The organism is Anaerobacillus sp. MEB173 (assembly GCF_052119505.1).
Taxonomy (GTDB): domain Bacteria; phylum Bacillota; class Bacilli; order Bacillales; family JBJMAU01; genus JBJMAU01.
Window position 1 is genome coordinate 253,665 of the sequence record NZ_JBJMAU010000004.1, and the last position, 13,478, is coordinate 267,142.

The following is a 13,478-nucleotide window of genomic DNA, read 5'->3' on the forward strand; positions in this document are numbered from 1 at the left end:
CTTAATCCAATCTATGAAAACAACCCTGAATCTATAACCTGTAAAAATGGAAAATGTAAAATTAGTTGAAAGCTAATTCAAGAAGATCTTTTAAAAGACTTCTCGATTAAATCCCTCACTAATTTTACATTTTAAATTCTACATTTTACATTTTTTTATTACTCTACTTTCCCATATCTCCCTGCGCCACCTGTTTTAAAGGTGAGCTCACCTAGTCTTGCTTTCATAATATAGGAGACAATGGCATCTGAAACGACTTCACGTAATGCCTCTTCGGGTGCCTCATGGATAATCGCCATTTCGGTTTTAAAATAATCTCTTAATTTTGCTAACGTCTTAGGACCAAGCTTTGGAATAAATTCCAAAGGAACTTGATGCACATATGGAGGCCGATTTATTTCTTGACTACTTGTTTGATGATCTGTAAGCTCAATCAGCCGCTCGTAAACCCCTTTTGTAAAGCGATGATGTCCACATGCAGCACACTTCTCAAGATCACTGTCTTCAATAATAGTACAACACTTTTCACAGCTGGTTCGGTGGTATTTTCCTAATCGGGGATCTAATCCATAGTTAGCGATAATCGCACGCCCCATTTCACCTTTAATCGCCATGTGTAGTTCTTTAAACGTCGGTTGATCCATCTTGAGCACTTGGTATTCACGAGCAATCTTTGCAAGAGAATGAGCATCAGAATTTGAAAGGTATGGATAATGATGAAGCTCACTTATCTGATCAGCCATCGTTGTATCTGAGCTTAACCCTAATTCAACGGCATCAATAAGTGTTGGATCAAATACTTCTTCGAGACTTTTATTTACACCTTTTCCGTACAGGCTTTTGAATGGTGTAAAAATATGAGCGGGAATAAAGAGGCCATCTAACTCTTTCACTTTTCTCTGTAAGTTTATGCCAGTTTCATACAGCCTTTGTGAACTAAGAGTACGATTCTTCATTCTTCCTTCGAGCCAGTCTGTAAACTGTTTCATCTTCTCCAAAAATGGAAAATAGACAAGAACATGAATCGGCCCCTGGCAATGCTCATCATATATTTCAATTTCTGATCCGAGAATGAGTGTGACGTTTTCAAAACGTAAACCGCCCTCTTCTAACTCAATAACATTACCTTGTTCTATCATTTGCTCTAGCTCATTCAATACTTCAGGTACATGACAATCAATGACTCCTATCATGTCCATCCCTTTCACTAATGCAGCTTCTGTAAGAATATTAGTAATCGTTAATGACTTTGCACCGGTAATTTTTACTGGTTTTCCACTATTCGTTCTCCCAATATGGATATGTAAATCAACATAGAAATGCTCTGACAACAGAAATCACCCTTTAAGACATTTTTTCAGCTGTAAATATTGAATCGCAAACACTGTTTTTGCATCATATACCTCTTCTTTTTCAACGAATTCAAGTGCCTCATCAAGCGTGACTTCCAACACATCTAGAAATTCATCATCATCCATGTTCGTCTGACCGGGTAATAATTGATCAGTATAATACAAGTGAATCAATTCATCAGCAAATCCCGGAGATGTATAGAAAGAAGTGATGTGTTTCAATTCATTCGTCTTGTAGCCTGTTTCTTCTTCCAATTCTCTAACTGCTGCATCCAGCGGATCTTCACCCTTCTCTAATTTCCCAGCCGGAATTTCGATAATGGTTCTTTCAAGCGGCTTCCGAAATTGACGAAGCAACAACAGCTTTTCATCAGGAGTTAGAGCGATAATTGCGACTGCCCCGGGATGGTTAACGATTTCCCGCTTACTTTTTTCTCCGTTTGGCAATTCAACGTCTACTAGATTTAAATCAATAATTTTACCTTTATAAATCGATTTTGTTTCAATTGTTTTCTCATATAAATGATCATTTTTCATATAAATTTCCCCTTTGTTCTTTTATTTCACTTTTGGACATACATTCTAACAAAGCAGTTTCAATTCAACATTAGAAAGGATGAGTACAGTGAAAGTATACATTCAACACCAACGTGTTACCGTTGTTGGAAAGGGCTGGCAAGTTCGTGCAATCATCAAACAATATATGAAACGGTACGAAACAGTGGAAGAGTGGATCAAAAAACAAGACATTAAGCGTTAACTATGCTCCATAACCCACTTCACCGCAGCAGCAACGCCAAGAAAAAATGATGGATCATCCTTATACTCTCTTCCCATTGTTTTTAACGGAAAAGGATAATTCTTAATCGTCAATTCTATGTACGTTTCCAAATCATTTTGTTTCTCAAATTCAATTTGATGTCCTTTTTCCTGCAATGGCTCTACTTGTTTTTGCAGCTTTGTTAACCAATCTTTTTTTAATGTTGGAAGTGGAACAACACTTTTTACGAATGTGAATTTTTCTAACGGTGTTAATGTATGATGACTGATCCCCTTGTGCCTTTCTCTTCCATCAGAAAACGACAGTCTCGGAATCCATACAGGTGTACCTGATAAGCTTCCAATAATATTCGCCCAATTTGCTTGCTCCATTCCACTAAAACCATAACGAGTTCCTGTTCCAACCACACCTGGACCAAGTGAAACCATAATCAGATCTGAATGTAGCTTTTCAGTCGCAAACTGCAGTGCCGTTTGCAAATTCACTGCCTCATATTGACCACCAAACGCTTGACCTATGGTAATCGAACTAAAATTCGTTTTATTATGTAAAAAACGCAAATGACGACTCATCGCTAGAGGAAGAGCCGCTTGATCACTAATAATAACTGTCATTGAGCGATTTTGATCAATTTCTCTTAAAACCCCATATGCAATAGGGATCATACTATGTAATTCTCCAATTAAAATGCTCTTCCCAGATAAAGTAAATGGCTGAAGGAATAGCTCGTGATCTTTACTTTCTTGTGCTTCAACCGAAAGGACACTATATTGACTAGGTAAATACCGAGCTTTCATAATATGACCTTCTTGAGTTTGTGAGTGTTCTTTAAGAGGAGAGACTATTGTCTTCACAATATCCCAGCCCCCAGTTCCTAAACGTAATGAAACTGCTGTTGTATTTACAAGAATCGTATCCCCTATATTTGCTTTCGCAATGAAACTTCGATATAGCATCGCCCGTTTCGCTCCGCCAGAAGTTTGGAGGAGTTGAATTTGATGATCTTCATATAATATTTCTGTCACACGAACAATCATTTCCTTATACATAATTCCTGCTCCACAACTTTAAAGTAATTATAGTTATTGTATACTATTACCTAAACAGGTTGAATTATCCTTTTTGACAGGTAAAAAAAGAAGGAGAGTACTCTCTCCTATCGATTATTGCTTTTTAATTTCTGATATAAATTCAGCTAACATATCATACGTTACCGCTCCCATTATTCGCTTGTAAATCACACCATCTTCATTAAGAACATACGTAACGGGAATCCCTAACACTTGATAAATATCTGCTACTTCACCATCAACATCGACTAATGTTGGGAAATTCACTTGAAATTCTTCCATAAATTCCTTAGCATCATAAGCATTTCGTTCAACACTAGCCATATTAATCCCGACAACAGCGACACCTTGCTCCTTATAATCATCATGCAATTGAATTAAATCCGGCATTTCTTTACGACATGGAGGGCACCAAGAAGCCCACATATTTAAGATGACAATTTCTCCTCTATAATCGGAGAGTGCTTTTTTTTCTTCAGTCTCCCATAGTGGAAGCGTGAAATCTTCAGCAATCATCCCTTCAAAAATCCCTGTCTTTATTTCACCATCTTCATTTATGATTTCTTCTGTATTTACGTCCTGTTCATTTTCTGCAGTTTGATCTGACTGTTCTCCCTCAGTAAGAAATTGATTTTGTTCAGATACTTGCTTATTACTATTGGAACTAATTAATACATAGATAATCGCAACGGCTGCAATACCGAGGATAAAAATTGTCGTGAATCGACCCTTCATTACCTAACCTCCTCACTAAGACTTTACTGTAACCGGTCTTCTTTTTAAGAGAGACTGATTAGAAGCAAAGAAAACACCTGTTAAAATTAATACCCCACCAATAAATTGAATAATTGTATAAGTCTCACCGATCATTACTGCTATTATACCGGTAAAAACAACAATTAAGTGTAAATAATTAGAGGATTTTCCCGGTCCAACTTGAACAACACCTTCATTCCAACAAATAAAAGAAACAATACTTGGGAATATGCCTAAATACATAATCCCCAGCCAGTGGGTTAGCGATAATTGTGCAACGGCAAACTCTGTTGTACTGCTTTCCCAAACTGTAAAAGGCAGTAAAATTAATAGACCTATGATCATTGTAGCCGCAAATGTAGCTGTTTTCGGTAACGTTACTCCATATTTCTTCATTAAAATCGAATAAATTGACCATGAGATAACGGCACTTACAACAAAAATATCACCAGGGTTAAACGACAGCTGAAGCAGTCGTTCGATGCTTCCCTGAGAAATGACGACGATCACCCCGACAAACGAAACGATCACACCGACGATTTGAAAACGGACAAGTTGTTCTCGTAAAAATATGACTGATAGTAATACAATTAGTAGTGGTGCTGTTGAGTTGACAAGTGATGCATTAATTGAAGTCGTATACTGTACTGCAATATACAACAAAGTATTGAATCCGGCAACACCCGTTAGAGCTAAAAAGAAAAGGATTTTCCAATTTTTTAGCAACAATTGTTTATGTTTAATAAAATCCTTCCAAACAAATGGCAAAAATACGAGTATAGCAACGATCCACCTCATAAGAGCAATATGAAAAGGTGGTATCGTTTCAACAAGAACCTTTCCAAAAACAAAATTTGTTCCCCAAAAAAATGTAGCCAATACTAACAGAACATATGGATACCGCTGCACCCTCGAGATTAAATCACTCATATCCATCCTTCTTTCAAAAAACTAGATTGTTAGATAAAATCCAATAATAAAACATAGAATTGAACCAAAGATTGATAAACCAATATAAAGAATTGCTTGCTTCAGCTGACGATCGCGCAATAGCTGCATGGCTTCAACACTAAACGTAGAAAAGGTTGTAAATGCTCCAAAAAAGCCAACGGCCAACAATAAATAGATCGGTTGATCTGAACTAATTGGAATTTCTGAAAAATAACTTCCTAAAAAAAAGCCTAATCCTAAAGAACCTAATAGATTAACAGTAAGCATAGCAATCGGTATTGGTGGTTTAGGAAAAAGCTTCATCAAATATAGTCCCGCTGCATAACGTGAAATTGCCCCTAAGCATCCACCAATCATAATTAACCAATTATTCATTATTGGTGGTCCACCTTTCATGCTTATCTTTCTTCTCATGCCATTTTACAATAGATATGTATCCTATTAAAGCAAAGAATACTCCACCAAACATTGATATTGCAATATAAGTAACAAATAAAAAGGGTGAACTAGTACCGTATAGCATCATCGTATCCGCAGCAAGTGTGGACATCGTAGTAAATCCACCACACAAACCAACCCCAATTCCAGACTTTATCCATTCTTTCATTTGTCGATTCACAAGCCAGCCAGTCAGTATTCCTAACAATAAACTCCCGATCAAATTTTCCAGCAATGTCCCAAATGGAAATTGAGTATGTACTGTATTCAGATTGATCCAATACCGGAATAATGATCCTAATGCGCCACCGAGCCCTACTGCTATTATATTTTTTAGTAAACTCAAAATGAAAACCCCATTTTAATTAATAATTTAGAATTTAGAATTATTTGTAAGTTGTTTCCATGAAGTTTCTTAAAGTCCTAGGTCATAGCCTACGATAATTTTACATTTTTCATTTTCAATTTTACATTTTCTTTTTATGTTTTTTTTGCTAGACTATAATAGGTTTTATGTTCATCTTGAAAGGGGTTTATTATGTCAATACTCGAAGCATTAATATTTGGTATAGTCCAAGGAATTAGTGAGTACTTGCCTATCTCAAGTACAGCACATATTGTTATTACACAGCTTTTACTGGGCTATAGCTTTCCTGGACTCGCATTTGAAATTTATTTACATATAGCTTCCATTTTAGCAGTGATTATTTATTTTCGTAAAGATTTAGTGACAGTCATTACTGGTTTCTTTAGTTATTTTAAAACAAAATCACCTGAAAATAAGGTACAATTCTATTTCGGTATCTATATTATTGTTGCAACATTTATTACAGGTGTACTTGGACTGATCCTTGAAGATTTTATTGGCGCAACGATGAAAACTCCTACATTTATGGCGATAACACTTTCTATTACAGGAATTGCCTTAATTGCGATTGAACGTTTTCATAAATATGGAACTCGTACAGAAAAGGAAATGACATTTGTTGACTCTATTCTCGTTGGTCTAGGACAAACATTAGCTGTCCTTCCCGGTATCTCCCGATCAGGATCAACGCTTATTGTTGCACTGTGGGCTGGCCTTGATAAAGAGACCGCTGTCAGGTATTCATTTTTACTCTCAATCCCTATTATCCTGGGCTCAACTGTATTAGCCTTTGGCGATGTTAGCAGCGGAATGTGGGCTGAGATTGGAACCGGAGCACTAGTCGTATCGTTTATCTCTACTTTTATTTTTTCATGGCTTGGTATTGTTTGGCTAATTGAATTTTTGAAAAAAAGCAAATTAGTCTACTTTGCTATATATTGCTTTGTTGTTGCTATTCTCGTATTCTTGTTTGTTGATCCAACATCAGTTATCGACCTATAAAAGATAAAGCTAACCCTTGTTTGAAACCATCAATCAATTGGGTTAGCTTTTTTATTACTGTAGAAAAGTTTTTTCAAATGAATCTTTTATTTGCTTACTATTTAATTGATAACCGATGATAATCATACAAGGTTTTTGAGGCTCCGCCTGATTAACACGCTGTATTCGAAATTGCTTAGAAGAGTATTGAAATTGGAATAACCCGGGAGAATCTAGTAATCGAATGAGTCCTTTTCCTCTTACTATATTTTCAGGAAGCCCTTCATACCACTTTTGTAATTGAACATGATCAAAAACAGGAAGTTCATCAACTTTAATTGTTTGGAATGCATGATTATGATGATGAGAGACTGAATCGTGACTTTCATAGTTACAATTTTCATTACATTCCCCCTCATGGTTGTGGAGAGTTATCGATTTCATCCTTTGCTTTAAAAGTTCGTCAATTTCGGCCTTCCCAAATTGAGTTTCGATGACTTCAACATAATCTTTTACAGTTGCTCTTATTTTCTTTCTCACTTTCTCAATTTGCTTTCCTGAAATAATATCCAATTTATTTAGTAACACGAGCGTACTATTTGTTAGTTGATCCTTTAAAACCTCTCTAATCTCCTTTGAACTTGTAAATATACTTTGATATTCTAAGTATTTACTGCCATCGACAATAGTGATAATCGATTGTAATTCAAGAAGATCAATTAGACTTGGATCAGTAAGCCCCATCACAACCTCTATAGGATTAGCGATACCTGTCCCCTCAATTAATAGAAGATCTGGAACAGAATCAGTTTTCTGTGCTTGCTCAAGAAAAAGGCGAATTTCCCTCGTTAGATCTGATTGGATCGAGCAGCAAATACAGCCATTTAATAGCTCAAGCATTTGTTGATCTTGAAACAAATCTTTCTCAACATTCACTTCACCCAGCTCATTCAGAATAATACCCGGTGTTAACTTACGCCTTTTACACTCTTCAATGATATGTAATAAAACCGTTGTTTTCCCGCTCCCCAAAAACCCACTGATCACATAAACTGGTATCTTCTTACCCACTGATATCCCCCTCATCCAACTTTCAACTTATTAGTTTATCCATAAAATTATTATATCACTAACAAAAGTAAATAGTAATCGTTCTGATTTAACTAAAGAAAATATAGTCTCTTAACCTGCTTTTGTGATAGAATAGTAGATAGTTTTATAAAATATCTATGATAATGTAAGGAGTTTATCAATGAAAAATATGGAGCCACTAAAATCATTAGGTAAGGATTTAGTTGGTTTATTATTATTACTCGTCTTTATCGGCCTCTTTTTTATGATCGATCTCTTTAATGACACTGAAGCCCCTATCTTTTCTGTACCTGACTCTTGGGTCAATGTAAATACAATATTCTTAGGTATTGTCATTGAAGCCGTTCCATTTATTTTACTCGGTGTCTTTGTTTCCGCTTTAATTCAAATCTATGTTTCAGAGGATATGATTCAACGATATCTGCCAAAGAATGCCTATGCAGCTTTAATACCAGCAGCAATACTAGGCGCGATTTTTCCAATCTGTGAATGTGCTATTATTCCTGTTGTTCGACGATTAATAAAAAAAGGAATGCCACTTCATATCGGTGTTATTTTTCTAGTAGCTGCGCCAATTTTAAATCCTGTTGTATTTGCATCAACGTTTTTTGCGTTTCGAAATGATATAACCGTTGTTTATTCAAGAATGGGACTGGCTTTTATATTGGCAATCATTATCGGAGCGCTTATCTATCTAATCTTTAAAAATAGTGATCAACTAAAATGGAGTAAAGAAGAATTAATTGGAAAAGTCCAGGTAATTACTTCAGAACCCGTCAAAAAAATGAACCGCTTCAAACAGACGATGTATCATGCAGTTGATGAGTTTTTTGATATGGGAAAATATTTAATTGCCGGGGCATTTATCGCCGCTTTATTCCAAACATTTTTAGACCGAAGCATTTTACTATCAATAGGGTCTGGCGAAGTCTCATCTACAATTGTCATGATGGCTTTTGCCTATGTTTTATCGCTATGTTCAGAAGCTGATGCATTTGTAGCCTCATCATTTGGCGCTACATTTACAACAGGTTCATTAATTGCCTTTTTAGTATATGGCCCAATGCTCGATTTGAAAAACACCATTATGCTGTTTGCTTTCTTTAGAGCAAAATTCGTGCTTGTATTTATGCTTGTCGTAACTATTGCTGTATTTTCCGGAGTCATGCTATTAAACATGTTTATTCTCTAGCTTAAAAAAGGAAAGGGGGAACGAAGATGAAACCTAACCAGGATTGGGGGTTTCACTCCTATATTCGCGGTATTATCCTTTTTGGATTTGCGATGTTATTACTTGGATTCATTCTTACAGGTAATATTCGGTACTATATTGCTCCAAAAATGATGCCGTTTATTTATTTTGCTACAGCTGCATTTATTATCCTTGGTATTGTTCAAATTCTAAGGAGTACAGCTAAGGGGCAGGAAGAAGAGGAATCTTGTGATTGTGGTGTCGATCATCGTATGAGCGGCTCCCGAATTTCCAAGCTGCTTATCTATGGAATTTTCATTGCCCCTATCTTAATGGGATTTATGATTCCTGACAAAGCCTTGGATAGTTCAGTTGCGACGAACCGTGGTGTTCAATTAGGGTCTGGAATGTATGCCAAACCAGCCGTTCCATCGACTGATTCTTCTCAGACACCTAGAGCCGACCAATTTCTTGAAAATCCAGACCAGTATTTAGACGGACTCGAAAACGATAACTACGATACTGATGAGGATATCGAGCATTTTACAATTGAAGACTTCTATTCTGAAGAAGGCTTTAATGAATATTATGATACTCTGGCAAAACAATTACAGAAAGAAAATCGTATCGTTGTGACAGAAGAAAACTACCTGGACGTCATGACAGTGCTTGATATTTATATCGATCAGTTTATTGGCAAGGAGCTCCAAATTGTTGGGTTTGTCTACAGGGAACCTGATTTTCATGATGACCAGTTTGTAGCTGCACGCTTTTCAATGACCTGTTGTGTTGCCGATGCTGCCGTTTATGGAACGATGATTCAAACGGGTGAGGCACTTAATTTAGAGGAGGATACATGGGTAAAAGTAACAGGAACGATAGATAAAATGACATACAACGATTTTATTATCCCATATCTCCATCTACGAGAATTACAGACCGTTGATGAACCTGAATACCCATACGTTTTTCCTAGTTTTCGGTAGAATTGAATAATTATATGATGAAGAGCCAGTACCAAAATCGTTTGGTACTGGCTCTCTTTGTAATACTCTTTTAAAAATATTTTTTTCTAACTAAAAAAATGTGAGAAAGATCACTCCTATACATTTTAAATTTTTGTACACTATGATCAAGTAGTATTTACTATATTTGATTACTTTTGATAGGTCTATTTGAGGAGGAAAACCATGATTGGATGCGCAAAAGAACAACAGCTATTGAGAAAGATTGAAACGAAACGTAGGGAATTAGTATTAACCGCTAACATGAAAGGGTTTACAAGTGAAGAAACGGTTACGCGCAGCAAGGAACTCGACAAACTCCTCAATCAATATTATCTAATTAATCTTCGAATAAACTGCCACACAGTATAATAAGAGGGTGGATCATAATACATATATACTATGATCCACCCTCTTTCTTTTTTATAATTCTTTTTTCAGAAGCTCCCTCACTTCATTTACATCCTTATCACCGCGACCAGAAATATTCACAATAATGATTTGATCATTGTTCATTTCTTTTGCAACTTTTAGGGCATATGCGACAGCATGCGCGCTTTCTAGTGCCGGAATAATTCCTTCTGTCCGAGATAATTCCTGGAACGCATCAAGAACTTCTTTTTTCGTCACTGTATAATATTCTGCACGACCAGATACTTTCAAATGGCTGTGTTCCGGACCAATACCCGGGTAGTCAAGACCGGCTGAAATTGAATGTGTTGGTAACGGATTTCCTTCTTCGTCTTGTAGACATAAACATTTAAAACCATGAAGAACACCTGGCGTACCTTTCGTTAATGATGCAGCTTCCTCTGGTTCAACGCCAACTAAACGAACATCCTTTTCAGGAATATACTCTGAAAACGCGCCAATTGCATTACTTCCTCCGCCTACACAAGAAACGACCATATCAGGAAGACGGCCTTCTTTTTCAAGAATTTGTCGTTTTGACTCTTTACTTATAATTGACTGAAAATGATGAACAATCGTCGGAAACGGATGTGGGCCAACCGCTGAACCTAGTAAATAAAACGTATGATCATAATTTTGTACTAAGTCATTTAACGCCTCATCCACCGCATCCTTAAGACGACCTTGTCCTTTTGTCACGGAAACAACCTTAGCTCCTAACAGCTCCATGCGAAAAACATTCAATTCTTGACGGCGAATGTCTTCAGCACCCATGTAAATGATACATTCCATCCCTAACATTGCACAGGCAGTAGCTGTAGCAACACCATGCTGACCTGCACCGGTTTCAGCAATAATACGATGTGCGCCCATTCTCTTCGCTAAAAGAATTTGACCGATTACATTGTTGATTTTATGTGCGCCAGTATGATTAAGGTCTTCCCTTTTTAAATAAAGCTTTGCTCCACCTAGCTTTTCAGTTAATCTGCCTGCAAATGTGAGTGGATTTTCTCTACCGACGTATTCTTTCATATAATAAAGAAATTCTTGGTTAAATTCTGGATCATCTTTGTATTTATTGAATTCTTGATCTAAAACCTCTAAGACTTCCTTTAATTGAGGCGGGACAAAACTACCACCAAATTCACCAAAATATCCTTTTTCACTCTGCTCTACTCCTACTGCCTCTGCTTTACTCATCTCATCATTTCTCCTTTTTCTATCATTCTAGTTTGATAAAAATATCTTATCAGATATTTCAGATACCTTCAACAATTAATAATTAATGATTAATGATCCCAATTTGTTTGCTGTCTGTATCATTAATAACGACTTCAATCTCATCTTCGTGCTTCATTAAGTAGTAATGAACACTATCCACTAATGCGTACCAGCTCGCTTCAATAATGTTGGCAGAGACACCGATTGTACTCCAGTTTTCACGTCCATCACTTGACTCAATGAGAACTCGAACTTTTGAAGCTGTTGCATCCGTTTCGTCTAAGACACGAACCTTATAGTCTGATAGATACATATCTTTAATTGTTGGATAAAATTGTTCAAGGGCCTTACGCAAAGCGTTGTCCAGTGCATTGACAGGACCATTTCCTTCCGCAGCTGTGAGAACAGTTTGATCTTCAACATGTAATTTTACAACTGCTTCTGTTGTAAATGTTTCCGCTCCGTTTTTTTCAACAAAGATTTTAAAATGCTCAAGAGCAAAGAACTCTTTGACATGACCTAATCCTTTACGCAGCAATAATTCAAATGATGCTTCCGCTGCTTCATACTGATAGCCCTGATGTTCTTTTTCTTTAATTTCTTCGATTATCTTCTTTGATTCTGGATTTTGCTTATCGACATCAATATTCCATTCTTTCGCTTTAAATAAGAGGTTACTTTGCCCCGATAACTCAGAAACTAATACTCTGCGCTTGTTGCCAATCACCTCAGGAGAAACATGTTCATACGTTTCAGGATGCTTCAATACTGCACTAACATGCATCCCGCCTTTATGAGCAAATGCACTTTTCCCTACAAAGGGCTGATTGCTGGGTGCAACCTGATTCGCTATTTCATGAACATACTTTGAAACAGAAGTAAGTCTAGCAATCTCATTATCATCAATACAGTGGTAGTCTAATTTAAGCTGTAAATTCGGGATAACCGAAATAAGGTTTGCATTTCCACAACGCTCACCATAACCGTTAATTGTTCCTTGAACATGACGTGCTCCTGCTTGAACAGCCGCAAGTGTATTCGCAACAGCTACCTCACCATCATTATGACAATGAATACCAACCGGAATCGTTAAATGGTTCGTTACATCTGTAACGATGGACGCAACTTCATGCGGTAAAGAGCCACCATTTGTATCACACAATGCAACTACATCAGCTCCAGCTTCCTCTGCTTTTTTTATCGTTTGAAGTGCATACTCGCGATTATTTTTATATCCATCAAAGAAATGCTCGGCATCAAAAATAACCTCTAACCCTTCTTCTTTTAAAAACAAAACGGAATCATAGATCATGTTTAAATTTTCTTCCAATGTCGTTTGCAATGCTTCAGTCACTTGAAAATCCCATGTTTTACCGAAGATGGCAACTGCCTTCACACCACTTTGCAGAATTCTCTGTAAATTTTGATCCTCACTAGCCTCAACACCAATTCGTCGTGTACTGCCAAATGCAGTCACTTTCGCTTGCTTCAGATTCAATTCTTGTACGCTCTTAAAAAAATCCATATCCTTTGGATTACTCCCTGGCCAGCCACCTTCAATATAGTGGACCCCCATTTCATCCAACTTCTGAGCAATCTTTAATTTGTCATCAACAGACAGACTGATCCCCTCACCCTGAGTGCCATCACGCAATGTTGTATCGTAGAGATATACTTGCTCCTTCAAGACTAAATCCTCCTCTATACTACATCATATTCTCTCTCTAAAAATTTTTTGAAAAATTCAATAATAATGCCTAAAAGTATAGCACAGCTTGAATTAAAAGACCATGGAGGAAAAACAAAATTTCGACAATTTAGAGTTAAAGTTTAGAGTGTAGAGTTTAGAGTGTAGAGTTATA

General features: G+C 36.7%; 15 protein-coding genes. 5 read left to right on the plus strand and 10 right to left on the minus strand.

Annotated features, from left to right (window positions below):
• Positions 1-158 precede the first annotated feature (158 nt).
• Positions 159-1,331 (minus strand): endonuclease Q family protein, encoded by a 1,173-nt coding sequence (locus tag ACJ2A9_RS11150; RefSeq protein ID WP_441421724.1) that lies wholly within the window; start codon positions 1,329-1,331, stop codon positions 159-161.
• Between the two features lie 6 nt (positions 1,332-1,337).
• On the minus strand, positions 1,338-1,889 hold the full coding sequence (locus ACJ2A9_RS11155) for an NUDIX hydrolase (protein WP_441421725.1): 552 nt from the start codon (positions 1,887-1,889) through the stop codon (positions 1,338-1,340).
• An 88-nt stretch (positions 1,890-1,977) separates the two neighbouring features.
• On the opposite strand from ACJ2A9_RS11155, the gene mciZ reads away from it, so the two are divergent.
• Complete coding sequence (gene mciZ / locus ACJ2A9_RS11160; RefSeq protein WP_441421726.1) at positions 1,978-2,112, plus strand: Z-ring formation inhibitor MciZ; 135 nt, start codon at positions 1,978-1,980, stop codon at positions 2,110-2,112.
• On the opposite strand, the gene ACJ2A9_RS11165 is transcribed toward mciZ, so the two are convergent.
• The 5 genes from ACJ2A9_RS11165 to ACJ2A9_RS11185 form a co-directional block, all read right to left on the minus strand.
• Entirely contained in the window at positions 2,109-3,182 is a 1,074-nt protein-coding gene (locus ACJ2A9_RS11165) for a DUF3866 family protein (protein WP_441421727.1), read from the minus strand. The genes mciZ and ACJ2A9_RS11165 overlap by 4 nt on opposite strands.
• 114 nt (positions 3,183-3,296) lie before the next feature.
• The gene (locus tag ACJ2A9_RS11170) at positions 3,297-3,938 is read right to left on the minus strand and encodes a TlpA disulfide reductase family protein (protein WP_441421728.1); all 642 of its coding nucleotides are present in this window, start codon (positions 3,936-3,938) and stop codon (positions 3,297-3,299) included.
• 15 nt (positions 3,939-3,953) lie between these two features.
• A complete protein-coding gene (locus tag ACJ2A9_RS11175; protein ID WP_441421729.1) occupies positions 3,954-4,889 on the minus strand; it encodes a DMT family transporter in 936 nt (311 codons plus the stop codon).
• Between the two features lie 21 nt (positions 4,890-4,910).
• Positions 4,911-5,285, minus strand: a complete 375-nt coding sequence (gene crcB / locus ACJ2A9_RS11180; RefSeq protein WP_441421730.1) for a fluoride efflux transporter CrcB — start codon at positions 5,283-5,285, stop codon at positions 4,911-4,913.
• On the minus strand, positions 5,278-5,694 hold the full coding sequence (locus ACJ2A9_RS11185; RefSeq protein ID WP_441421731.1) for a fluoride efflux transporter FluC: 417 nt from the start codon (positions 5,692-5,694) through the stop codon (positions 5,278-5,280). Before ACJ2A9_RS11185 ends, crcB begins: the two co-directional genes overlap by 8 nt.
• A 192-nt stretch (positions 5,695-5,886) precedes the next feature.
• Between ACJ2A9_RS11185 and ACJ2A9_RS11190 the strand changes: the two genes are divergently transcribed.
• Complete coding sequence (locus ACJ2A9_RS11190) at positions 5,887-6,717, plus strand: undecaprenyl-diphosphate phosphatase (protein ID WP_441421732.1); 831 nt, start codon at positions 5,887-5,889, stop codon at positions 6,715-6,717.
• Positions 6,718-6,771: 54 nt separating this feature from the next.
• Here ACJ2A9_RS11190 and ACJ2A9_RS11195 read toward each other — a convergent pair whose 3' ends face one another.
• Entirely contained in the window at positions 6,772-7,767 is a 996-nt protein-coding gene (locus ACJ2A9_RS11195; RefSeq protein ID WP_441421733.1) for a CobW family GTP-binding protein, read from the minus strand.
• A gap of 190 nt (positions 7,768-7,957) precedes the next feature.
• Here ACJ2A9_RS11195 and ACJ2A9_RS11200 point away from each other — a divergent pair, with 190 nt between their 5' ends.
• The 3 genes from ACJ2A9_RS11200 to ACJ2A9_RS11210 all read left to right on the plus strand — a co-directional run bounded on the left by ACJ2A9_RS11200 (position 7,958) and on the right by ACJ2A9_RS11210 (position 10,356).
• Positions 7,958-8,980 (plus strand): permease, encoded by a 1,023-nt coding sequence (locus ACJ2A9_RS11200; RefSeq protein WP_441421861.1) that lies wholly within the window; start codon positions 7,958-7,960, stop codon positions 8,978-8,980.
• 26 nt (positions 8,981-9,006) lie between these two features.
• Entirely contained in the window at positions 9,007-9,966 is a 960-nt protein-coding gene (locus tag ACJ2A9_RS11205) for a TIGR03943 family putative permease subunit (protein ID WP_441421734.1), read from the plus strand.
• Between the two features lie 204 nt (positions 9,967-10,170).
• Positions 10,171-10,356, plus strand: coding sequence for a Spo0E family sporulation regulatory protein-aspartic acid phosphatase (locus tag ACJ2A9_RS11210; protein WP_441421735.1), 186 nt, complete (start codon positions 10,171-10,173; stop codon positions 10,354-10,356).
• 51 nt (positions 10,357-10,407) lie between these two features.
• On the opposite strand, the gene trpB is transcribed toward ACJ2A9_RS11210, so the two are convergent.
• On the minus strand, positions 10,408-11,595 hold the full coding sequence (gene trpB / locus ACJ2A9_RS11215; RefSeq protein ID WP_441421736.1) for a tryptophan synthase subunit beta: 1,188 nt from the start codon (positions 11,593-11,595) through the stop codon (positions 10,408-10,410).
• Between the two features lie 82 nt (positions 11,596-11,677).
• Complete coding sequence (gene cimA, locus ACJ2A9_RS11220) at positions 11,678-13,303, minus strand: citramalate synthase (RefSeq protein ID WP_441421737.1); 1,626 nt, start codon at positions 13,301-13,303, stop codon at positions 11,678-11,680.
• Positions 13,304-13,478 lie beyond the last annotated feature (175 nt).

Bases quoted from the DNA above. Each gene is read 5' to 3' on its own strand.
- ACJ2A9_RS11200 (WP_441421861.1), top strand. From the start codon at position 7,958: ATGGAGCCACTAAAATCATTAGGTAAGGATTTAGTTGGTTTATTATTA.
- ACJ2A9_RS11165 (WP_441421727.1), bottom strand. From the start codon at position 3,182: ATGTATAAGGAAATGATTGTTCGTGTGACAGAAATATTATATGAAGAT.
- crcB (WP_441421730.1), bottom strand. From the start codon at position 5,285: ATGAATAATTGGTTAATTATGATTGGTGGATGCTTAGGGGCAATTTCA.
- ACJ2A9_RS11210 (WP_441421735.1), top strand. From the start codon at position 10,171: ATGATTGGATGCGCAAAAGAACAACAGCTATTGAGAAAGATTGAAACG.
- ACJ2A9_RS11190 (WP_441421732.1), top strand. From the start codon at position 5,887: ATGTCAATACTCGAAGCATTAATATTTGGTATAGTCCAAGGAATTAGT.
- ACJ2A9_RS11205 (WP_441421734.1), top strand. From the start codon at position 9,007: ATGAAACCTAACCAGGATTGGGGGTTTCACTCCTATATTCGCGGTATT.
- trpB (WP_441421736.1), bottom strand. From the start codon at position 11,595: ATGAGTAAAGCAGAGGCAGTAGGAGTAGAGCAGAGTGAAAAAGGATAT.
- ACJ2A9_RS11155 (WP_441421725.1), bottom strand. From the start codon at position 1,889: ATGAAAAATGATCATTTATATGAGAAAACAATTGAAACAAAATCGATT.
- ACJ2A9_RS11175 (WP_441421729.1), bottom strand. From the start codon at position 4,889: ATGAGTGATTTAATCTCGAGGGTGCAGCGGTATCCATATGTTCTGTTA.
- ACJ2A9_RS11170 (WP_441421728.1), bottom strand. From the start codon at position 3,938: ATGAAGGGTCGATTCACGACAATTTTTATCCTCGGTATTGCAGCCGTT.